The organism is Lachnoclostridium sp. An14, assembly GCF_002160755.1.
Lineage (GTDB): Bacteria > Bacillota > Clostridia > Lachnospirales > Lachnospiraceae > Lachnoclostridium_A.
Map to the genome: position 1 here is coordinate 32,541 of NZ_NFLE01000018.1, position 23,065 is coordinate 55,605.

17 protein-coding genes are annotated in these 23,065 nt (G+C 58.6%); 13 read left to right on the forward strand and 4 right to left on the reverse strand.

The annotated features are described in order from the left end of the window. The first annotated feature begins 51 nt into the window (after positions 1–51). Genes B5E84_RS11400 through B5E84_RS11410 form a run of 3 tightly spaced genes read left to right on the forward strand, consistent with a single transcriptional unit; the run spans position 52 to position 6,979 of the window. Positions 52–2,649, forward strand: coding sequence for a hybrid sensor histidine kinase/response regulator (locus B5E84_RS11400; RefSeq protein WP_087222819.1), 2,598 nt, complete (start codon positions 52–54; stop codon positions 2,647–2,649). Position 2,650: 1 nt separating this feature from the next. Further along, positions 2,651–5,185 carry a hybrid sensor histidine kinase/response regulator gene (locus B5E84_RS11405; RefSeq protein WP_087222820.1) on the forward strand — a complete coding sequence of 845 codons (2,535 nt, stop codon included), beginning with the start codon at positions 2,651–2,653 and terminating at the stop codon, positions 5,183–5,185. 24 nt (positions 5,186–5,209) lie between these two features. Then, a complete protein-coding gene (locus tag B5E84_RS11410; protein WP_087222822.1) occupies positions 5,210–6,979 on the forward strand; it encodes an ABC transporter ATP-binding protein in 1,770 nt (589 codons plus the stop codon). Positions 6,980–7,139: 160 nt separating this feature from the next. On the opposite strand, the gene B5E84_RS11415 is transcribed toward B5E84_RS11410, so the two are convergent. From B5E84_RS11415 to B5E84_RS11425, 3 genes are read right to left on the reverse strand one after another with little or no spacing between them, the layout of a single operon-like run. Next, positions 7,140–8,027, reverse strand: a complete 888-nt coding sequence (locus B5E84_RS11415; protein WP_087222824.1) for a hypothetical protein — start codon at positions 8,025–8,027, stop codon at positions 7,140–7,142. After that, positions 8,014–8,841, reverse strand: a complete 828-nt coding sequence (locus B5E84_RS11420) for a hypothetical protein (protein ID WP_087222826.1) — start codon at positions 8,839–8,841, stop codon at positions 8,014–8,016. Before B5E84_RS11420 ends, B5E84_RS11415 begins: the two co-directional genes overlap by 14 nt. A 4-nt stretch (positions 8,842–8,845) precedes the next feature. Then, positions 8,846–9,187, reverse strand: coding sequence for a PadR family transcriptional regulator (locus tag B5E84_RS11425; RefSeq protein ID WP_087222828.1), 342 nt, complete (start codon positions 9,185–9,187; stop codon positions 8,846–8,848). A 147-nt stretch (positions 9,188–9,334) separates the two neighbouring features. Between B5E84_RS11425 and B5E84_RS11430 the strand changes: the two genes are divergently transcribed. The 7 genes from B5E84_RS11430 to B5E84_RS11460 all read left to right on the forward strand — a co-directional run bounded on the left by B5E84_RS11430 (position 9,335) and on the right by B5E84_RS11460 (position 17,887). After that, complete coding sequence (locus B5E84_RS11430; RefSeq protein ID WP_087222830.1) at positions 9,335–10,123, forward strand: hypothetical protein; 789 nt, start codon at positions 9,335–9,337, stop codon at positions 10,121–10,123. Between the two features lie 315 nt (positions 10,124–10,438). Beyond that, positions 10,439–12,193, forward strand: a complete 1,755-nt coding sequence (locus B5E84_RS20630) for a HaeII family restriction endonuclease (RefSeq protein WP_087222832.1) — start codon at positions 10,439–10,441, stop codon at positions 12,191–12,193. 39 nt (positions 12,194–12,232) lie between these two features. Next, positions 12,233–13,387, forward strand: coding sequence for a flagellin lysine-N-methylase (gene fliB, locus B5E84_RS11440; protein WP_087222834.1), 1,155 nt, complete (start codon positions 12,233–12,235; stop codon positions 13,385–13,387). Positions 13,388–13,506: 119 nt separating this feature from the next. After that, entirely contained in the window at positions 13,507–14,973 is a 1,467-nt protein-coding gene (gene gltX, locus B5E84_RS11445) for a glutamate--tRNA ligase (RefSeq protein ID WP_087222836.1), read from the forward strand. Positions 14,974–15,069: 96 nt separating this feature from the next. Continuing rightward, the gene (locus B5E84_RS11450; RefSeq protein ID WP_087222838.1) at positions 15,070–16,917 is read left to right on the forward strand and encodes an ATP-dependent helicase; all 1,848 of its coding nucleotides are present in this window, start codon (positions 15,070–15,072) and stop codon (positions 16,915–16,917) included. Then, entirely contained in the window at positions 16,914–17,438 is a 525-nt protein-coding gene (locus B5E84_RS11455; protein ID WP_087222840.1) for a cob(I)yrinic acid a,c-diamide adenosyltransferase, read from the forward strand. Before B5E84_RS11450 ends, B5E84_RS11455 begins: the two co-directional genes overlap by 4 nt. Before the next feature lie 122 nt (positions 17,439–17,560). Further along, positions 17,561–17,887, forward strand: coding sequence for a DUF1292 domain-containing protein (locus tag B5E84_RS11460; RefSeq protein ID WP_087222842.1), 327 nt, complete (start codon positions 17,561–17,563; stop codon positions 17,885–17,887). Positions 17,888–18,032: 145 nt separating this feature from the next. Here B5E84_RS11460 and B5E84_RS11465 read toward each other — a convergent pair whose 3' ends face one another. Beyond that, entirely contained in the window at positions 18,033–18,962 is a 930-nt protein-coding gene (locus tag B5E84_RS11465; protein WP_087222844.1) for an AraC family transcriptional regulator, read from the reverse strand. Between the two features lie 213 nt (positions 18,963–19,175). Between B5E84_RS11465 and B5E84_RS11470 the strand changes: the two genes are divergently transcribed. From B5E84_RS11470 to B5E84_RS11480, 3 genes are all read left to right on the forward strand, one after another. After that, positions 19,176–20,408, forward strand: coding sequence for a Zn-dependent hydrolase (locus tag B5E84_RS11470; RefSeq protein ID WP_087222846.1), 1,233 nt, complete (start codon positions 19,176–19,178; stop codon positions 20,406–20,408). A gap of 97 nt (positions 20,409–20,505) precedes the next feature. Continuing rightward, entirely contained in the window at positions 20,506–21,687 is a 1,182-nt protein-coding gene (dpaL, locus tag B5E84_RS11475; protein ID WP_087222848.1) for a diaminopropionate ammonia-lyase, read from the forward strand. 36 nt (positions 21,688–21,723) lie between these two features. Beyond that, positions 21,724–22,899 carry a M20 aminoacylase family protein gene (locus B5E84_RS11480; RefSeq protein ID WP_242963356.1) on the forward strand — a complete coding sequence of 392 codons (1,176 nt, stop codon included), beginning with the start codon at positions 21,724–21,726 and terminating at the stop codon, positions 22,897–22,899. Positions 22,900–23,065 lie beyond the last annotated feature (166 nt).

Below are 23,065 nucleotides of genomic sequence, written 5' to 3' on the forward strand. Positions count from 1 at the left end.
ATAGTGTTCCCCCGTTTGAGGGGAGCGGGCTGAAGATCAGGGGGTAATACTGTGGATAAAAAAATAATACGATTTCTGTGGGCGAGCCTCGCTGCGGTGCTGAGTCTCTGCATTGGAGTGTTCGCGCTGATCAACCACCTTATGAACCGGGAAAATGACCAGACCATCACAGCGGTGGTCAATACCTACATGGAAGGGATGAATACCCAGGTCCAGCATCATTTCGAGACCCTGGTGGAGATGTGCATTTCCCAGGTGGACAATATCGTTCAGGCCGTTCCGCCGGAGGAAGTGCGGCGGCTGGACGGCAATGTAAAGGAAAAGCTGGACGAGGCGGCCATCGCCGGCAGCTTTACGTATCTGGCCCTCTTTGGCACAGAGGGGGAGACGGAGGTGATCTACGGGGAGGATATGTCCATCGCTGACGCCGGTCCGTTTCTGGACGCCATGAACCGGGATGAGAAGATCATGACCACCGGCTGCGGGCAGAACGGGGAGCAGATGGCAGTCTTCGGCGTTTCCGTAGGCTATCCCCACTCCATCGGCTATCCCATGTCCGACGGGAGCCGCTGCACCGCCCTGGTGGCCGGTTTCCCCATTGAGCGGATGAATGAGACCCTTTCCCTAAACTCCGACGACGCGCTGATTTTCACCCACATCATCCGGCCGGACGGCTCCTTTGTGATCAAGAATGCGGAGATCGGAGCGGACAACTGCTTTGACTGGATCCTGGAGAACGCGGAAAAAGGGGAGGAGGCCGAGACGGAGGAAAATGTGAAACAGTTCCGCCAGGCCATTGCCGGGGGCGAGGAGTTCAGCATGGTGGTGTCCATCAATGGGGAGAGACGCCACGTGTACTGTTCCCCCGTGCCCTACACCGACTGGACCATGACCACGGTCATGCCCCACGGCGTACTGGATGACGCGGTATCCAGCCTGGGAATGTGGAGAAATTTCACGGCCATGGCCGGATGCGCCGTGCTGCTTATCGCGGTGCTGATCGTGTTCTTCATCTATCTGCGCCTCTCCAGCCGTCAGATGCGGGAGCTGGCCGCGGCGAAAAAGGAAGCGGAGCACGCCAACCAGGCCAAGAGCGAATTCCTGGCCAACATGAGCCACGACATCCGCACGCCCATGAATGCCATCGTGGGCATGACGGCCATCGCCACCGCCAACCGGGACAAGCCGGAGATGGTGACGGACTGCTTAAAAAAGATCACCCTGTCCAGCCGCCATCTGCTGGGCCTGATCAACGACGTGCTGGATATGTCCAAGATTGAGAGCGGACGCCTCACCTTAAATCCGGATCAGATTTCCCTGCGGGAGACCATGGACAATATTGTGAGCATTATCCAGCCCCAGGTGAAGTCCAAAGGCCAGACCTTTGACATTTTCATTCAGGATATTCAGACAGAGCAGGTGTACTGCGACGGCGTGCGTCTGAACCAGGTACTGCTGAACCTGCTCTCCAACGCCTTAAAATTCACCCCGGACGGCGGTCAGATTTCCGTGACCCTGTATCAGGAGGATTCCCCAAAGGGAGAGGAATTTGTGCGCTCCCACTTCCTGGTGCAGGACAACGGCATCGGCATGACGCCGGAGTTCCAGAAACGGATTTTTGAATCCTTTGCCAGAGAGGACGACAAGCGGGTTCACCGGATCGAGGGCAGCGGCCTGGGCATGGCCATCACCAAGTACATTGTGGACGCCATGGAGGGAGAGATCCAGGTTCACAGCCAGTTGAACCAGGGAACCCAGTTCCACATCGTTCTGGATATGAAACGGTCTGAGGAGACGGAGGCGGATATGGTGCTACCGGCTTGGGACGTGCTGGTGGTGGACGACGACGAGCAGCTGTGCAAAAGCGCTGCCTCCGAGCTGGAAAAACTGGGCCTTCACGCCTGGTGGACCTGCGACGGGGCGGATGCCGTCCGCATGGCCGAGAAGAAACACCGGCAGGGACAGGACTACCGCGTGGTGCTGCTGGACTGGAAGATGCCGGGAATGGACGGCCTGGAGACGGCCAGACGGATCCGGGAGAAGATCGGAAAGGATGTGCCCATCCTGCTCATTTCCGCCTACGACTGGGCGGAGGTGGAGATGGATGCCCGTTCCGCCGGGGTCAACGGTTTCATTTCCAAACCCCTGTTCCGTTCCACGCTCTACTACGGTCTGAGCCGCTTTGAGCCCGGCTCCGACGCCGCCAAAGAGCAGCCAGCGGAGAAGGTGTCCGACTACACGGGCCGCCGGCTGCTGGTGGCGGAAGACAACGAGTTAAACTGGGAGATTGCCCATGAGCTTTTAAGCTCCTACGGGTTTGAGGTGACCTGGGCGGTGAACGGAAAAGTCTGCTTGGACAAGCTGGAACAGTCCCCGGAGGGATATTTTGACGCGGTTCTCATGGATCTGCGGATGCCGGTGATGAATGGCTATGAGGCGGCGAAGGCCATCCGCACCTCCGGCCGTCCCTACGCGGCCATCCCCATCATTGCCATGACAGCGGACGCCTTTGCGGAGGACATCCGCCGGTGTACGGAATGCGGAATGAACGCCCATACGGCGAAACCTTTGGATATGAGAGAACTGCTCCGGATCCTGAACGGATGTATGGAAACGAAACAGGAATTGCGGGGAATGCGGGAGGAGTGACATGAAAAAGAGGAAAAAAGGCTGGTCAAAGGCGGTACGGGACCTGAGGTTTTACGGGCTGGTGCTTGCACTGTTTTTAGTCATCACCCTGGTCAGCCTCCATATCCTTCAAAATGAGCTGTTAAAAAATGCCCAGCAGACGGGAACCACCCTGGCTCACAGCTACGCGGTGGACGAGGAGCGGAATATAGCCACCTACGAGGCGCTGCTGCAGCTGGGGGCGGCCCACCTGGACCGCCTGGTGGAGGAAGGGGCCGGAGAGGAGCAGATCCATCGCTGGCTCTCCGGCTTTTTGACAGATATGACTGCCGTCAGTCAGAAACGGATCGCGGACCCCTACGCGGTGGTGAACGGGAGCATTATCGCCGCCGACCAGTGGGAGGGGGACGAAACCTTTGACTATGCCGGAACGGAGTGGTATCAGAAGGCCATGGAGGCAGACGGGGACGTGATCTATACCGATGCCTACACCGACGCCATCTACCACCGCAGCGTGATCACCGTGGCAGTCAAATGCGCCAGCGGCCCCAACATCCTGGCCTTTGACATTTTCCCGGAAAAATTCCGGATCACCAGAAATTCCATGAACCTGCCGGAGGGCGGCTCCTACTTCCTCTGTGACAGCAGCGGGACGCTTTTGTACGCCCAGACGGAGCTGACCGTGGACCGGCAGACAATGCAGGAGTATTTGTACAGTATTATCGGAAAGATGGAGGAGGGCCTGTTTAACAGCCGCAGCTCCTATATTTACGACCTGGACGGCAGGCAGCGTGCCGTCTACGCGGCAGAGGCGAATAACGGCTGGCTTTCTATCATCACAGTGCCCTACAGCACCATTTTAGGGGATCTGAAATCCTTTACCATCGGTTTTTCCGCCGTCTTTCTGGTGTTTATCTTTTTCACCGTCCTGGTGAGCGTCCGCAACTACCGGTTAAACCGCCGGGTGGAATATTCCGGCGAGACCATTCAGGTCCTGGGAAATTCCTACTATGCCATCTACCGGGTGGACGTGGAGCGGGGCACCTATGAGATGGTGAAGGCCTCCGACTACGTGAAGGACCGGCTGGGGGCCAGAGGCGAGTACAGGGATTTCCTGGACGTTCTCGCGGGAGTGATTGAGGAGAAGGCCTGTCAGGAGTTTCTAACGAATTTCTCTCTGGAACATATCCGGGAGCTGGTGCAGGGACAGGTGCGGGACTTCGGCGGCGATTTCCTGCGCAAATTCGGGGACGAGTACCGCTGGGTGAACGTGCGCCTTCTCATGGACGACACCCTGAAACAGGGGGAGGCCGTGCTCTGTTTCAGAGAGGTGGGAAAGGAGCGCCAGGCCCAGCTCAGACAGATGGAGCTGTTAAAAAACGCCCTGGACAAGGCCAGGGAGAACGAGGAATCCCGCGCGCAGTTTTTCTCCTCCATGTCCCACGATATGCGCACGCCTCTAAACGCCATCATCGGCCTGGCCGGCCTGGCGGAGGAGAGTGTGGAGGACGCGGGAAAGACCAGGGGGTATCTGGAAAAGATCCGTTCCTCCAGCCGCCTGCTTTTGGGGCTGATCAATGACATTCTGGAGCTGTCCCGCCTGGAGCGGGGCAAGCTGGAATTCAGCCGGGAGACTTTGGATCTGCGGAAATGGCTGAAGGAGTGCGCGGAGCCCTTCCGTATGCAGGCCCTGAAGGAGAATCGGGATTTTCAGCTCTCCTGTGAGGTGAGCGATCCGGTGGTGATGGCCGACCCGTCCAGGCTCACCCAGATTTTCAACAACCTGCTCTCCAACGCCTTCAAGTTTACGGGAACGGACGGTCAGGTGCGGGTGAGCCTGCGCCAGGCGGATTCCAGGCGCTACGCCAATTACCAGCTGGTGATTTCCGATACCGGCCGGGGGATGTCCGGGGAGTATCTGAAAAAGATCTTTGAGCCCTACGAGAGAGAGGCCCGCTTTGGAGACAACCACGTGCCGGGGACGGGGTTGGGAATGCCCATTGTAAAGAGCATTGTGACTCAGATGGACGGCCAGATCAAGGTGGAGAGCGAGCCGGGCCAGGGGACGACCTTTACGGTGACCCTGCCTCTGGAGGTAGTACGAAACGAGGAAAGCTTGAAAGAAATGCCTTCGGAGCCGGTGAGCGCCCAGGAGGCGGAGGGCCTTGAGGGAATGCGCATCCTGCTGGCGGAGGACAATGAGTTAAATATGGAGATCGCCACGGAGGTGCTGACCATGCGGGGAGCGGAGGTGACCCAGGCGTGGAACGGGAGAGAGGCTCTGGAGGCATTCTCCCAGTCGGAGCCGGGGTTCTTCCATGTGGTTCTCATGGATATGCAGATGCCGGAGATGAACGGCTGCGAGGCGGCCAAGGCGATCCGCGCCCTTAAGCGGGCGGACGGGAAAACGGTGCCGATCCTGGCGGTGACGGCCAACGCCTTCGCGGAGGACATCGCCGCCACCACGGAGGCGGGGATGAACGTCCACATTTCCAAGCCCATTGATTTTGACGCCCTCTGCCGTGTGCTGCTGGAGCAGACGGGACGGGTGAGGTAGACGGTTTGGGGGAGGCGTGAGCGTATGGAAAACAGGATTTCAAAGAGGGAGCTGGCCGGAAGAATATATCAGCTGCTGCCGAAACGGCAGAAACTGGGCTTTTTTCTGATCCTGGCCATCCTGGGGGTGTCGGCGGCGCTCAGCCAGCTGACGCCTCTGGCGGTGGGGTATCTGACGGATCATGTGCTGGCGGACCGAAGGGTGAGCTTTCTTTCGGTTATTCCCATTCTTCTGGTGATTCTGGCGGTGAACGTGGCAAACGAGGTGGTGAAGGTGATCCGGCGCCTGATCGTGGAGGACATGGCCACCCAGGCGGAAAAGAACGCCAGGCGCCGGGCTACGGCCTCCCTCCTTTCCGCGCCCCTGTCCTATTTCCGGGAGCATATGACGGGAAATATCCACGGGAGAATGAACCGGAGCCTGGAGGGGACGGTCAAGCTGGTGAAACTGGTGTTTATGGACTTTGCCCCCGCCGCGGCCACGGGAGCGGCAGCCATCGTGATGATCTTTTTAAAGCTCCCCGTTCCCGTGGCCTGCGTGACTGTGCTGGTGATCCCTGTGGGGACGCTTTTGGTGTTTCGCCAGATCAGCACCCAGAAGGGGATCCGGGTGGAGCTAATGGACCGGAAGGCGGAGATGGACGGAACCGTGGTGGAGCTTTTAGGCGGCATGGAAACCATCCGCAGCTTGGACAGCGCCGGGACGGAGGAAGAACGGATCACCCGCCGGGCGGAGCAGCTGCGGAAGAAGGAAATGGACCACCACCGGGCCATGGCCTTTTACGACTGCCTGAAATTTATCAACGAGGCGGTGTTCCACGTGCTGGTGATCGCCCTGTCCGTGTTCCTGGCCTCCAAAGGGGTGATTACCGTGGGAACGGTGCTGACGGCTTACCTCTGTTTTACCCAGCTCACCGGCCCTTTGCGGGAGCTGCACCGGATTCTGGACGAGTTTTCCGAGTGCGTGGTGCTGGCGGGGGACTATTTTAAGCTGCTGGACATCCCCCTGGACTTTTCCTGCGAAACCATCCTCCCGGAGAGGGAGGAAAGGCCGGCGGACAACGGGCTGCGGCTGGAAAACGTCACCTTTTCCTATCCGGAAAAGCCGCAGGAGCCGGTTTTAAAGGGGATTTCCCTTTCTGTGCCGCCGGGGACGTTTCTGGGGATCGCCGGGCCCAGCGGCTGCGGGAAATCCAGTCTGATCAAGGTGATTGCCAAGCTGGAACCGGCGGGAGGCCGCGTGTTTCTGGGCGGGGCGGAGATCTCCAGCCTCTCCAGGGAGGAACTGGCGGAGGTGCTGGCCCTGGTTCCCCAGACGCCGTTTCTCATCGCGGACACCGTGGAGAGAAACATTTCCTACGGCATGAAGCGGGAGGTTTCCCTGGAGGAAGTGAAGGAGGCGGCGCGGAAGGCCTGCATCGCCGCCGACATCGAAAAGCTGCCGGGGGGCTACGGGTTTTGCCTGTCAGAGAGCGGAGGAAATCTTTCCGGGGGGCAGCGGCAGAGAATTGCCCTGGCCCGCGTTTTTCTGCGGAAACCTAAGATCCTCATTCTGGACGAGGCCACGTCTGCCCTGGACAACACGTCGGAGGTGTACATTCAGCGGGAGATTGAGAAAATGAAACGGGAGTGGGGGACGACGGTTATCTCCATCGCCCACCGCCTGTCTACCCTGCGCGGGTGTGATGAGATTCTGGTTATGGACCGGGGAGAGGTGGCGCAGCGGGGGACGTTTCAGGAGCTGGTGGAAATGCCGGGAATCTTTCAGGATATGGAGAGAGGAAGGCTGAAATAAAGGGAGCGGCTGCCTGCGGCTGTTTTCGGACGGCAGTGGGACGAACTGGGCTGGAGAAACCGGGCTGGATGGGAGGCTTGGGGTTGCCCTTTGATATTCTGTTATAGAAAAAATCCGGGCGCCGGGAAAGTGGTTTCGCTCTCCCGGCGCCCGGCTGCGTTCAGATCAGACGGACACCTGGGCCGCGCTCCGGCGCGGGAGGAGTCTTGGGGGCGGACAGTTCTCCTGTTTTGGGGAGGCGGTCCGCCGGTTCCCGTTTTGGCTGGGCTGGCTCCGGTTTGGGAGCGGGAGGATTCGGGAGCTGCGGTTCCCCTTTGGGAGTGGGGACTCCCGGGGCCGCCTTGGGAGCTGGAGCCGGGGCTGCCTCTTTCGGGATCAAACCGGCTGCTTTCGGGGCCGGTTTTGCCTTGAGAGCCGGGGGATTTGCCGGTGCCTTCGGAAGAAGGGCGGCCGCCTGGCCGGCGGCTGGCCCGCCATCTGGGGGAGCCGGCTTTTCTTTCAGTGCCGGTCCGTCGTCCGGGGGAGTCGGTTTTTCTTTCGCGGCTGGCCCGCCGTCGGGAGGAGCCGGTTTTTCTTTTGCCGCTGGCCCGCCGTCGGGAGGAGCGGGCGTTTCCTTAGGCGCCGGCGCGCTGGGCGCGGCGGCAGGGGTTTTCCTGGCGGTGGAGGTGCCGTTTCCGGCGGCAGGAGTTTCCTTCGCCGCTGGCCCGCCGTCTGGGGGAGCTGGTTTTTCTTTTGCCGCTGGCCCGCCGTCTGGGGGAGTGGGTTTTTCCTTCGCTGCCGGTCCGCCGTCAGGAGGAGTGGGCTTTTTCTTTGCCGCCGGCCCGCCGTCGGGAGGAACGGGAGGTTCCGTTTCTCCGGGAAGGGTCAGAGTTTCTCCGTTTGCGGGGACGGTGGTTTCCCCGCTTTCTGGGGTTCCTGCCGTGCCGGAGACGGACTGGGAGCTGACGTCCGCGGCCGGATGGGAGGCGATGGAAAAAATTCCAAACGCCGTCGCGGCCAGAACCAGGGACCACAGGGAAATTTTTAAAATCAGGCTATTCCTGCTCATAAGCTTTCGCCTCCTTTTTGAACGATTGGTAGGCCCTCCAGGATACCAGGATCTGATGGAGGGCTACGGCGCTGATGGGAATCAGCCACAGCGCCGGCTGCAGGCCGGGGGTAAAGGCCGCCGCCAGAAACAAAATGGCGAAAACGCCCCAGAGGATGAAAAAGGGGAGACGTTCCCTGGGAAAAAGGGCTTTGACCGGCTGTCCCCTCCGGCTTAAGCAGACCCACATCCCAAAGGCGCCCAGGGCTGCCCCTAAAAGAAACATGGGCAGCTCCCGTCCCATTCCCGGAAGGGGGCGGTAGAAATAGGAGTGGAGCCAGAGCAGAAAGAGCAGGCCGGCGGCGGCAAAGGGCGCCGCCGCCCACGCCCGTTTCACGGCCGGGGAGCCGGGGGCCGGCGCCTGGGACGGGAAAGAGGATTCCCCATCCCATGTCTGTGCCGGGATTTCCGCCGCGGCATTCGGTTCCGCCGCCCGGCCGTCCTTGGCTGCCGTATTCCACATTTCTGCCGCCAGGCCGTCTTCCGCCGCCGCGCCGCCCGGCTTTGCCCTCTGGGCCCAGGTCAAAGAGGAGTAGCCTATTTCGTCCTCTGCCTGCCGTCCCGTCACGCTGTCCACCACCTCAAATATGTCGCCTACGCCGCTGATGGTGGTCTGATAGGCCGTTTCCGGGGCGTATCCCGTTTCCAGAAGGGCCCGGTATTTTTCCAGAAGATCGGCGCACAGCGCCTCCTTTGCCTCCTCCGTCTGCTGTCCCGCCGGACAGCCCGCGAAGGCGCGGTTGATGTAATGACAGATCTTTTCTTCTCCGCTCATATGGTTATTCCTCCTTTCGCCCGCCGTCCAGCAGACGGTCCAGCAGTTTCTTGATTTCCTCCCATTCCAGAAGGCGTTTTTGCAGATATTCCCGTCCGGCGCCGGTGATGGAGTAGTAGCGTCTCCGCGGCCCGGAGCTTTCATTTCCCCAGTAGGACGTCACGTAGCCCTGTTTTTCCAGCCGCCGGAAGGTGGTGTAGAGCGTCGCTTCCTTCAGCTCGTAGCTGCGGCCGGATTTTTCCAGGATCCGGCTGTTGATCTCATAGCCGTAGCTGTCCCCCTCGGAAAGACAGCAGAGGATGATGCCGTCTGTATATCCGTATATCATGTCAGATGTGATATTCAACTATAATCACCTCCCAGGTACAGCATATCATATAATACCTCACCATACAATATAGTTAAAAAATTATTTTTTTCCCGCAACTTTTTCCCATTCTGTCCCGTCAAATAAGTACAACCGAAAAAACGACGAAAGAGAAGGAGATTAAATATGAACAGAAAAACTATGAGAAAACTCCCCATGATGTTAATGTGCGCGGCGGCCCTGGCGGCCACCAACCCGGCCATGCCGGCATACGCGAAAAAGAAGACCCAGGTTACCCGTTCCGCGACCTCAGATACGGAGAGAATGCGGGACGCTGCCTCCTCCGTGCAGAAGGCTTTCGACAAGAAAAGCCTGACGGATCTGGCAAAGCTGTGCGAGTACCCCGTCACCGTTTTCTACAACGATGGTCAGACCGTGGAGTACAAGAACCAGAACGAATTTAAAAAGCTGGGAGAGGACGTGATCTTTTCCGCGAAAATGCGGGAGTACATCGGCGCCACCAATACGGCCAAGCTAAAGATTGAAAAGAACGGCCCCACGGTTATGGGCGACGAGTTCGGCCTCACCTTAAGAAAGAGGAACGGGAAGTGGAGAGTGAACTATTTCTACGTGGATTCCGCCTATTCCTCTGATCTTTCCGATCCGGCCAAGGTGGCGGAGACCATCCAGAAAACCCTTTATTACAAGGATCTGGAGACCCTGTCTCAGCTGTGCGACTACCCGCTGGACATCTTTTTCGAGGACGACTCCTATAAGGAGGTCAAATCAGCCGCGGAGCTGAAGAACCTGGGAGAGGACCGGGTGTGCACCGGCGGGCTGATCGACGCCGTGGATCAGGCGGATCCCTCCAATCTGCCCACCTTAGGAGAGAACGGCTTAAAAATCGGCGGCGCCAAAGGCGTGGATATGTATAAAATCGGAAACAGCTGGAAAATCCGCGCCATCTATCAGTAACATATAGAAACAAACGCGAAACAGCGCGCCCCCCAGAGAAACGTCTCTGCGCGGAGCGCGCTGTTTTGTGTAGTAAGAAACTGCGTCCCCTATGACGCAAAAGCCTCCGGCGGGAGGCGCACTCCGCGGGGAGAAATATAGCTGTTGGCGCAGCCGCGCTCCGGCGCGGGTGTACGCTACTGCGCGCACGGTTTTCCGTGCCCCAGGCCCTCCAATACCAGGTTCTTAAACACTTCTTTTGCTGGCAATTTTCTCCCTCCAATGGTATACTTTCCATAGATTTTGATTTCAGGATACCAGAACGGGGGAAAGCCTATGAATTATACATCCTTCACATTTGCAGATATATTTGCGGGAATCGGCGGGGCCAGGCTGGGCTTTGAACAGGCCGGCGGGTTTTGCGTGTTCAGCTGCGAGACGGAGCCGGAGGCCAGAGCCGTCTACGAAGACAATTTCGGGGAAATCCCGGCGGGGGACGCGCGGTGCCTGGACCTGGAGAACCTGCCGGATTTTGACGTCCTGGTGGCCGATTTTCCCCATTCCCTTTCCCAGGTGTGGGGAGAGGACGGGCTGTTTTCAGCGGTGGAGGCCATTTTGGAAAAGAAACGCCCGGCGGCCTTCCTGCTGGAAAACGGCAAGAACGTATTCAGTCACAGAGGCGGCCAGACCCTGGCGGAGATGAAAGGGCGGCTGGAGGCCCTGGGCTACACGGTGTACACAAAGGTGCTAAACGCCTGGGATTACGGCGTTCCCCAGAAACGGGAGCGGCTGGTGACGGTGGGCTTTTCCGAACCCATCCTGTTCGCCTTCCCGGAGGCGGTGCCGGAGCGGCAGCGGAAGGGTCTGGCGGACATTCTGGAGCCGGAGGGGACCATAAAGCGCAGCTACTACGTCAGCCCGGAGGTGCGGGAGCGGAAGATGGAAAAGATGCTGGAGCGGTTTAAACGGGAGCCGGAGCGCCCCTACGTCACCAACGAGAACGTCTCCGGCATGGTCACTCCCCACCGTTACGCCTGTTCCCTGCGGGCGGGGGCCAGCGCCAATTACCTTCTGGTGAACAACGAGCGGCGGATGACGGAGCGGGAGCTGTTCCGCCTCCAGGGCTTTCCCGACACCTACCGGATGCCGTCCTCCTTTGTGGAGGTGAAAAACCTGACGGGAAACAGCTCCGCCGTGCCCATGGTCCGGGCCGTGGCGGAGCGGATGATGGCGGCGGTGGAGCTGTACCACGGCGGAACCGTGGGCCTGGAGCGGGGACGGGCAAAGGCGGCCCTGGACCGTTTCTTAAGGCGAAAAGGCCAGGAGGCCTGGCGGGTGATCCAGGCGGCGGAGATCCTCCACGAGAAACGCCTTCACCCGGAGCTTTCCCTGGAGCGTCTGGAAACCTACAAAAAAGAGAGCAGGCAGTGGCGGGACGCCATGGCAAAGCGGATTTTGGGGGAGGGCTACCAGCCTCCCGCCGCCGGCCAGGACAGCCTGTTTTACAAAACGGCCCTCCCGCCGGAGATTTTGCGGGTGCTGGGGGAGGAGAACTGCCGCACCGGCGGGGCGGTGGAGGCCTATATCTACCGCCGTTTGTTCCGGAAAGACCGGTGGCTGGAGGAGTTTTTGTTCCCGTGGCTGTCCAGGGAGGAGACGGCAGATCCCGCCGCCCTTCTTGCCGGGCTGGGAGAGCCGGGGATGGAGGATGAGGCGCGGGCCCTGCGGGAGTGTATGGTGCAGGCCCTGTGGTTTACCCTGGAGGAGGTTCTGGCGGGAAAAGACGGCCAGCGCAGCCTGGAGCCAGAAGGCGGGGAGGAATCCCGCAGAGAGGCGGAAACGGAATCTCTGCGCCGGGCCGTCGCCCTGCTGACGGGAGCCCCTCAGGGAGATGAGGGCTTTTTCACCGCCGGAGTCCTGACCCAGTGGTATGAGCGGATGATTTCCGGGCCCTGCCGGGAGACCATGGCAGGCCCGGCCTTACGACAGCTGCGGCTGGCCCTTAAAGAGCGGTTTGGAGCCAGAAGAAAGCCCTGGGAGGCTCTGGCCGGCCGCGGGTACGAAACTTTGCGGGACGGTTTCTGGAAGTAAGCCGTCCCAGAGAGCCCCACACGAAAGGAGGAGGCGCCCATGCGCCTGATTTATCCATCTTACTACCACAGCTTTTCCTGCCAGGCATCCCAGTGTCCCGATACCTGCTGCAAGGGGTGGAGGATTTCCATTGACGGGGACACCCTAAAACGGTATGAGGCGGAAAAGGGGCCGGAGGGAGAGTGGCTGCGGGAGGGCGTGGATCACCGCTCCAGGGCCTACCGCCAGAAAAACGGCCGCTGCGTCTTTCTGGACCGCCGGCGGCTGTGCGGCCTGTTTCTAAGGCTGGGAGAGGCGATGATGTGCCGCACCTGCCGCGTCTATCCGCGGCATAAAGAGCCTTATGGAGACCGGCTGGAGATCAGCCTGTCCTTATCCTGCCCGGCGGCAGCACAGCTGATTTTAAACTGGGCGGAGCCGGTGGAGTACCGGGAGCGGATCCGTCCGGACCGGGAGGGAGAGCCGGACCAGACAGCGGACCGGGAGCTCCTGGAAGTCCTGCTGCGGGTTCGGGAGGCCATGTGGGCCGTTTTGCGGGGAGAGGGGGAGAGCGCTTACCAGGCGGCAGCGGTTTTAGCCCTGGCCCACGACGGGGAGAGGCGGCTGGCCGCGAGAGACTGCTCTGGCCTGGAGCGGGTGTGCCGGTTTTACGAAAGCCCGGCGGCCGTATCCAGCCTGGAAAAAGAGCTGGCCTCTTACAGGGAAATGGGCTTTCAGCGGCGGCAGCTGGAGCGGGCTTTTTTACGGGAGCTGGACCGGCTGGAGATGGTGTCAGAGGGCTGGGAGGAGCTTTTATTTGCCGCCCGCCGCTGCCAGCTGGGAGGACGCCCTGGAGAGCGGTATGAACGGTCTCGCGGGCAGAGAGGCCCGGGAGAGGAGCGGGGAGGCCGGGATCGCCAGGAGCGCAATCTTCTGGAGTATTTCCTCTATCTCTTTTACGCCGGCGGCGTCTACGAGGGCGGGGGATACGGAAAGGCCAAGCTGGCGGCATTCAGCCTGTGCGCCGTCCGCATTCTGGCAGAGAGCTGGCGGGCGGTGTACGGCGGCAGCCGGGAGCGGGCCTTTGTCCGGGCCGCCTATCTGTATTCCCGCCAGCTGGAGCACTCCGACCGGAACCTGGGACGCCTGGAGCGGTTTGTGGAGCGGGATCCCTCCTGCGCCCTGACCGGGCTTTTGGCCTGCCTTTTGGGATGAGAGGCGGCTGGCAGCGGCGGAGGCGGCAGAACCGGTGAAATCCCCATTGTTTTTTCCGTGCCTTCGTTATATAATAACGGTTAGTGTAAAAACTGATACCATATTAGGAGTGAAAAGTGATGAATAAAATCAGAACAAGATACGCCCCCAGCCCCACCGGCCGGATGCACGTCGGAAACTTGAGAACGGCGCTCTACGCCTACCTGATCGCCAAACATGAGGGAGGGGATTTCCTCCTGCGCATCGAGGACACGGATCAGGAACGGTACGTGGAGGGGGCGGTGGAGATCATATACCGCACCCTGGCGGAGACAGGACTGATCCACGACGAAGGCCCGGACAAGGACGGCGGCGTAGGCCCCTACGTCCAGAGCGAGCGCCAGGCCGCCGGTATTTACTTAGAGTACGCCAAAAAGCTCATTGAGAAAGGCGAAGCCTACTACTGTTTCTGCACCCAGGAGCGCTTGGACAGCCTGAAACAGACGGTAAACGGCGAGGAGATTATGACCTACGACAAGCACTGCCTGCACCTGTCCAAGGAGGAGGTAGAGGCGAATTTAAAGGCGGGAATCCCCTACGTCATCCGCCAGAACAACCCCACAGAGGGAACCACCACCTTCCACGATGAGATCTACGGCGACATCACCGTGGACAACTCCGAGCTGGACGATATGATCCTGATCAAATCCGACGGCTACCCCACCTACAACTTTGCCAACGTGGTGGACGACCATCTCATGGGCATCACCCATGTGGTGCGTGGAAATGAGTATCTGTCCTCCTCCCCGAAGTACAACCGTCTCTACGACGCCTTCGGCTGGGAGGTTCCGGTATACGTGCACTGCCCCCTGATCACCAACGAGGAGCACAAGAAACTCTCCAAGAGAAGCGGACACTCCTCCTATGAGGATCTGATCGAGCAGGGCTTTATCTCCGAGGCCGTGGTGAACTACGTGGCCCTTTTAGGCTGGTCCCCGGAGAACAACCAGGAGATCTTCTCCTTGGAGGAGATGGTGAAAGAATTTGACTACCGCCGCATGAGCAAGTCCCCGGCGGTGTTCGACATGACCAAGTTAAAATGGATGAACGGCGAGTACATGAAGGCCATGGACTTTGACAAGTTCTACGAGCGGGCGGAGAGCTACATCCGTGAGGTCATCAAAAAGGATCTGGATCTGAAAAAGATCGCGGCCATGGTAAAGACCAGGATTGAGGTATTCCCCGACATCGCCGGCCACATTGATTTCTTTGAGGAGCTGCCGGAGTACGACGTGGCCATGTACACCCACAAGAAGATGAAGACCAACTCCGAGAAATCCCTGGCCGTTTTAAAGGAAACGCTGCCGATTCTGGAGGCCCAGGAGGATTTCACCAACGATGCCCTCTATGCCGCCCTCTCCGCCTACGTGGAGGAAAAAGGCTATAAGACCGGCTTTGTGATGTGGCCCCTGCGTACCGCCGTTTCTGGCAAGCAGATGACCCCTGCCGGTGCCACGGAGATCATGGAGGTGTTGGGCAAGGAGGAGAGCCTGGCCCGCATCCGCAAGGGAATCGCCCTTTTAGAGGCGTCCCTGGCCCAGGCGTAAACGGGATCATACCCATTGGGAAACGCAAGGAGCTGCCCCAGGATAAGCTGAGGCAGCTCCTTTCTTCCCTTTTATGGGAAAAGAATCGGAGGAACTATGGCATTTAACGAAACGCAGCAGGCGGCCATCCGCCACCGGGAGGGGCCGATTTTGGTGCTGGCCGGCCCCGGCTCCGGAAAGACCACAGTGCTCACGGAGCGGGTGCGGGCCCTCATTGAGGACGGACAGGTGGCCCCTGGAAATATCCTGGTGATCACCTTCACCAGAGCGGCGGCCAGAGAGATGCAGGCCAGGTTTGAGCGCCTTATGGGCGGGAGGAAGGTGCCCGTGACCTTCGGCACCTTTCACAGCGTGTTTTTCCGCATTTTAAAGCTGGCTTACGGCTACGAGGCGAAAGACATCGTGCGGGAGGAGCAGCGGACCCAGTTTATGAAGGAAATGACGGCGGAGGAGGAGATTGAGACGGAGGACGAGGCGGATTTCATCTCGTCGGTGCTGGGGGAGATCAGCGCCGTCAAGGGGGAAATGTTAGACCTCTCCTGCTACTACTCTAAAAACTGCCCGGAGGAGATCTTTAAACGGCTGTACCACGGCTACGAGGAGCGGCTGCGGGCCGCCCGCCTCATCGACTTCGACGATATGCTGGTCATGTGCTACGAGCTGTTCTCCCAGAGGGCCGACATTTTGTCCGCCTGGCAGCGGAAATACACCTACATCCTCATCGACGAATTTCAGGACATCAACCGGATTCAGTACGAGATCGTCCGCATGATGGCCCTTCCGGAAAACAACCTGTTTATCGTGGGGGACGACGACCAGTCCATCTACCGGTTCCGGGGAGCGAAACCGGAGATCATGCTGGGGTTTGAAAAGGACTATCCGGGAGCGGCCAAAACCCTCCTGGATGTCAACTACCGGTCCACGAAGACTATTGTGGAGGCGGCCGGCCGGCTGATCGCCCACAACCGCACCCGGTTTCCAAAAGACATCCGGGCGGAGAAGGGCCTGGGGGCGCCGGTGCGCACCTGCTTTTACCCCGACGCGGGGGATGAGGCTCTGGCGGTGGTGAAGGAGATTCTGGCCTACCGGGATGCGGGGTATTCCCTGTCGGATATGGCCGTCATCTACCGCACCAGCTTAGAGCCCAGGCTTTTGGTGGAGCGGCTCATGGAGTACAACGTGCCCTTTAAAACCAGGGACAGCCTGCCAAACATTTACGAGCACTGGATTTCCAGAAATATCCTGGCCTACATAAAGGCCGCCCTGGGAAATTTAGAGAGGGGAAACGTGCTGGAATTCATCAACCGCCCCAAGCGCTACATCAGCCGGGACGCCCTGGAGACGGCGGTGGTCTCTTGGGAGCAGGTAAAGTCCTTCTACCAGGACAAGGACTGGATGGTGGAGCGGATCGAGCGGCTGGAGTTTGATCTGGCGGCCATTTCCCGGATGAAACCGGCGGCGGCCGTAAACTACATCCGCAAGGCCGCCGGCTACAACGACTATCTGAAGGAGTACGCCCAGTTCCGGCGTATGAAGGAGGAGGAGCTTTTGGAGGTGGCGGACCAGCTCCAGGAGAGCGCCGCCGGATTTCAGAGCTTTGAGGACTGGTTTTCCCACATGGAGGAGTACGGAAAAGAGCTGGAGGCCCAGGCCAGGAACCAGACGGAGCCTCTGGGGGATCAGGATGGGGTGGCCCTTATGACCATGCACGGCTCCAAGGGCCTGGAATATTCCATTGTCTACATCATCGACGCCAACGAGGGGGTGACGCCCCACAGAAAGGCGGTGCTGGAGGCAGATCTGGAGGAGGAACGGCGGATGTTCTACGTGGCCATGACCAGGGCCAAGGAGAGGCTCTGCATCTGCGCCGCCAAGGAGCGGTACGGGAAAAAGCTGGAGCCGTCCCGGTTTATCCGGGAGTATTACGGAAAGGAGGAGCCATGAAGGAGAAAGGGCTGATACACATTTACTGCGGGGACGGGAAGGGAAAGACCACGGCGGCGGTGGGCCTGGCGGTGCGGGCCGCCGGCCGTGGGCTGCGGGTGCTCATTTCCCGGTTTTTAAAGACGGAGGACTCCGGGGAGGTGGAGGTGCTGCGGGCCATCCCCGGCATCACCGTGCTGCCCTGCGAGCGCACCTTCGGATTCCTGTTCCGCATGAGTCCGGAGCAGAAACGGGAGGCCGCCCAGTATTTTCAGGGACAGTTTGAAAAGACGGCCGCCATGGCCCCGGACTACGACCTGCTGATCCTGGACGAGATCATGGCCTCCGTAAACGGCGGCGTGGTGAAGGAGGAGAGCGTCCTTCAGTTTCTGGAGGAAAAGCCGGAGGGGCTGGAGGTGGTTCTCACCGGCAGAGACCCGTCGGAGGAGCTGATGGCAAAGGCGGACTATATTTCCAGGATCCAGGCGGTGCGCCACCCCTACGAGCAGGGGGTGACCGCCAGAGAGGGAATCGAATACTGAAACCGGGGACCGTTTCCCGGCATTTTCCCCCGGCGCAGAAAACAGTTGCAATTTCCCCCGCAGTCTGATACAGTGGAGACAAACAGGGAGGGAGACCTCCCGGCAAAAGAGAGGTTTAAATTATGAGCGATAAGAAGAATACCATGGAAGAACCGGCAGAGGAGATGACCGTCACCCTGACCCTGGACGATGGCTCCGAGCTGGAGTGCGTTGTGCTGACGATCTTTGAGGCGGGGGGGAGAGACTACATTGCCCTGCTGCCTTTAGAGGGAGAAGACGCGGAGGAAGGAGAGGTATACTTATACCGCTACACAGAGATCGACGGCAATCCCGACCTGCAGAACATCGAGGACGACGAGGAGTACGAGATCGTGGCAGACGCCTTCGACGAGCTGCTGGACGAGCAGGAGTACGACGAGCTCATCGGAGAGGATGAGCTGGAGGACTGACGTCCCTGGACGGACAGACCGGTTACAGAAAAACAGGTATCAAATAAAAAAGGAGGCATCCGGCGCGGTGATGCCTCCTTTTTTATGGCCCAGAAAACAGCGTTTCCTGGGTCATAAAAGCCTCCGGAAGGATGCGCGCACGTTTTTATTCCGTTTCCGGAACGGAAGACGGGGCGGCCGGTTCCTGCTGGCCGTATTTATTCCGGTATTTTAGCGGCGACAGGCCGTAATTGTCCCGGAACTGCTGGATAAAATAGCTGATCTGACGATAGCCCACGTCGGCGCTGATTTCAGAGATGGGCTTGTCCGTGTGGACGATCATGTCCCTGGCAATATAAAGGCGGTACTCGTTTAAGTATTTAATGGGGGACATATTGGTGTATTTGCGGAACAAAGCCGTCAGGCGGTTTTTGTTGGTCATAATGTGGGCGGCAAGCTGCTGGACCGTCAGAGGTTCGGCGTAGTGCTCGTACACGTAGTTTAAAATGGTGTGAAACTGCTCCATTTCTTCATAGTTCAGCTCGTTCCCCTCTTGAAACTCCCGGATGACCTCGTCGAACATCTGGGAGAGGAAATTCATAATAGAAAAATAGCCGGAGGGAGCTTTCGTCCAGGTGAGAAAGTCCTCCAGGGACGCGGTCTGATACGGCTTTAAGGGCAGCAGGATGTAGGAAAACCCGCGGTTTTCCAGAAAGGGACGGATATAGTGCTTTAAAATCAGGGGGTGAAAGATGTCCGTGCTGAAGTCAATGCACAGCGCCCTGGCATTGTTGCCTGCGGTTCTGGAGCTGTGCATCAGCTGGCTGTTGATGAGCAGCAGCTTATCCTTGCCGAGGCGGAAGGTGTCCCCGTTGATGCGGTATTCCAGTTCCCCTTCATACACCCAGGAAAGCTGTAGCTCGTCATGCCAGTGAAAGGGAATGTGGTCGCAGCTGGCGTGAAAATAGTTTTGGGTATACATGGTGATGGGGAAATCGTCGGAGGGGAAGCTTACGTATTCCTTCCTGTTTTCCTCATCCATGGAAATGACAAAGTTCGCGCTGCCGCTGCTGCATTTTGGAAAAGAAACGCTCATATATTTCACCTGCTTTTTCGTTCTCTGTGATAACCGCTCTGGCGGTCATGCCCGTTTGTTTTGGTAGATTATATCATATTTATCCGGGGGAGAGATGAAAATTGGACAAATCTGATAAAAATCGGTTTGATGTTGATAGAATCAAAAGGCCGGCCTTGCTATACTTGGCTTATCGGAAACGAAACCCTGGTTTTACATGAGGAGGTATGAGTTATGGCATCAATTAATGGAGAAAGGCTGATGGAGAGAATCCGCCTGTTGGGAGAGACAGGAAAAGACGAGACGGGATGGAGAGTCCGGCTGGCCGCTTCCGACGGAGATAAGGACGGGAGAGATATGGTGGTGGGCTGGATGGAAGATGCCGGACTTAAGGTGGTGGTGGACCGAATCGGAAATATCTTCGGCATCTGGGAGACGGAGGAGAACAAAGACAGGGCGCCTCTGATGTTAGGCTCCCATATCGACAGCGTCATCGACGCGGGCCAGTACGACGGCTGCTACGGGGTGATTGCGGGGATTGAAGTCATAAAGACTTTGAAGGAAAACGGGTACGTCCCCGCAAGGCCAATTATGACAGGGGCCTTTACCAATGAGGAGGGAGTGCGCTACGCGCCGGATATGATGGGTTCCCTGGTATACGCAGGCGGGCTCTCCACGGAGGAGGCCCTGGCTACCGTGGGAACGGACGGTACCATCCTGGGCGAGGAGTTAAAACGGATCGGCTACGAGGGGACGGTGGATCCGGGATTCGCAACCCCATCCGCCTTTATCGAGCTGCACATCGAGCAGGGGCCGATCCTGGATGTGGAAGGGATCCAGATTGGGGCTGTGGAGAACCTCCAGGGGATCTCCTGGCAGCGGGTGACCATCGAAGGGGCCGCGAACCACGCGGGCACGACGCCGACGGCGCTGCGGATGGACGCGGGGCTGGCCGCGGCAAAAGTCATCACCTTCTTAAGAGACCGGTGCGATCAGTCCGGCGGCAGGACGGTGGCTACGGTAGGCTGTATGGAATTTGAGCCGAACGCCGTCAACGTCATTCCCTCCAAAGCCGTATTTACGGTGGATCTAAGGAATCCGGACGAGGGGAACCTAAAAAAGGAGGAGCAGGCCCTGGCGGAGTATCTGAAGGAGCTGGAGCAAACGGACCAGGTGACCATCCGCACAGAGCGCATGGCGCGCTCCACGCCGGTGTTATTCGATGAAGGGATCGTGAAGGCTGTGGAACAGGCGGCGAAGGATCGCGGTTTCACTTGCAGAAGAATGACTTCCGGGGCAGGCCAGGACGCCCAGATGATCGCCAGAATGTGTCCCACCGCCATGATTTTTGTGCCCAGCGTGAAGGGAATCAGCCACAATCCCAGGGAATTTACCCGGGAGCAGGATCTGCTGGCAGGAGCCAACGTATTCCTGGACGTGGTGAAACAGTTCTCCGCGGAGGCGTAACGGGGAACGGACTCGGGCGGAAACGGACCGGGCCGCAGACGGGGCCGCCGTGTCCGCCAGGAAGGCACGTCCGAAAAACAGAAGGAGGAAATGGAAAATGAATGTGAAGATGACGGTATTTGATTCGGATAAACAGAAAGGCGCCTACGACCAGAAATTTTCTGTGGAGGAGGCGGAAAAAGCCCTTTCCTTCCACAGCGGCCTGGAGGGATATGAGGCGACCCCGCTGAGAAAGCTGGATGCCCTTTCCCGGTTTCTTGGGATTTCCGGCCTTTATGTGAAGGACGAGAGCTACCGGTTTGGCTTAAACGCCTTTAAAGCCCTGGGAGGCAGCTATGCCCTGGCCAGAGTGATGGCAGAAAAGACGGGAAAGGGGCTGGAGGAGATTACCCAGACTCCGGCGGGAACCTTTACCTTCGTGACAGCTACGGACGGCAACCACGGCAGGGGAGTGGCCTGGGCCGCGAAGAACCTGTCCCAGAAGGCCGTTGTGTATATGCCGAAGGGCTCGGCAAAGGAGCGGCTGGAAAATATCAGACGTCTGGGAGCGGAGGCGGAAATCACCGAGTTGAATTACGACGATACGGTGCGGTTTGCCAAAAGCCAGGCGGAGAAAAATGGCTGGATCCTGGTGCAGGATACGGCCTGGGAAGGCTATGAGACCATTCCCACCTGGATCATGCAGGGGTATATGACCATGGCGCTGGAGGCGGTAAAGCAGCTGGGGGAGGTAAGGCCCACCCACATTTTCCTCCAGGCAGGCGTGGGGGCCATGGCAGGGGCCGTAACGGGATTTTTCAGCAATTACTATGGAGATTCCATGCCGAAACTGTCCATTGTGGAGCCGGACCGGGCGGACTGCCTGTTCCGCACGGCCAAAGCCGCTGACGGGACCCTTCATAAGGTGGAAGGAGATCTGGACTCCATTATGGCGGGCCTTTGCTGCGGAGAGGTGTGTACGGTGGGCTGGGAGGTCTTACGGCACCACGGGGATTATTTCTTCTCCTGCCCCGATTATATAGCCGCTGACGGGATGCGGGTATTGGGAAATCCGTTGGGCGGCGATGAGCACATTATTTCCGGAGAGAGCGGAGCCGTCACCACCGGCCTGGTTTACCGCCTGATGATGGATGAACGGCTGGAGAAGTGGAAAAAGGCTGTGGGGCTGGATCGGGATTCCGTGGTTTTGTGCATCAGCACGGAGGGAGACACCGACAGGGAAAATTACCGCCGCGTCGTGTGGGAAGGCTGGTACTGTGATCCTGACAGCCGGAAATAGGGTTAGCAGGGATAAGAACAGGAGGGGAAGAAGGATATGCCATTGACAGAAGAACAATATATGAAAGAGCTGAGAAAACAGATGACAGAGTGGAGACATGATCTCCACGCCCATCCGGAGAGCGCCTTTGAGGAAGTGAATACGGCGGCGTTTGTGGCAGAGAAACTGGAGGAAATGGGAATCCAGGTGGAAACGGGGATTGGGAAGACGGGGGTGGTAGGCACTCTGAAAGTAGGAGACGGAGAGCGGGTGGTTGGCTTAAGAGCCGATATGGACTGCATCTGTCTTCAGGAGGCGTCGGATCTGCCCTACGGCTCCCAGACCCCCAACCGGATGCACGCCTGCGGCCATGACGGACATACGGCCACCCTTCTGGGGGCGGCGAAAATCCTTTCGGAGAGCAGGGATTTTTCCGGTACGGTCCGCTTTGTATTCCAGCCGGCGGAGGAGCCGGGATGGGGCTCTAAGGCCATGATAGAGGACGGCTTTTTTGAGCGGTTCCCCGTAGATGAGATGTACGGCTTTCACAATATGCCCCAGTATCCCGCCGGGACCATCGCTGTGCGGAAAGGCGGCATTATGGCCAGCGAGGACAATTTTACCATCAAAATAAAGGGAAAAGGCGGCCATGCCTCTGCCCCTGACGTGGTGAAGGATCCGTTGGTGATGGCGGCGGAAATCATCTGCGCCCTCCAGACCATTGTGGCCAGGAATGTGACGCCCACAGAGACGGCGGTGGTCTCCTGCACGGAGCTGGAGACGGACGGCGCCCACAACGCCATTCCTTCCAACGTGGTGATCCGCGGCGATACCAGAAGTTTCACCCCGGAGGTGTCCAGGCTGATCGAGGAGCGGATGGAGTCCATCTGCCGGCACATTTGCCAGATGAACGGGGCGGAATGGGAGTTTACCTACACCCACGAATTTGCCCCCACCTTCAACTGGAAGGAAAATGCGGAGTACGCGGTGAAAGCGGCAAAAGCGGTTGTGGGGGAGGAGAGAGTGGTGGAAAACTGCGCGCCCCTGATGAGCTCCGAGGATTTCGGCAGGTTCATCCAGACGGTGCCGGGCTGTTTTGTCTTTCTTGGAAACAGAAGAGAGGGGGAGGAATCCCTGCCCCTTCACAACTCCCAGTTTGACTACAATGACGATATTCTCGTAACGGGAGCCAGGTTTTTCGCGGAACTGGTGAAACAGAGGCTTGCGAAGTAAGAACTTGTAGGGCACCCTGCATACCATCACTCATAAATTTGTGAGCGGCTCATGAATTTACTAATATCTTGTTTGTCAGAAGTTGATTTTTTATAATGAGAACAGCTTAAGTGAGGGAGCTAAAATCAGACTTTGAGGGAATTTTCATGATGAATGAAAATGTTCT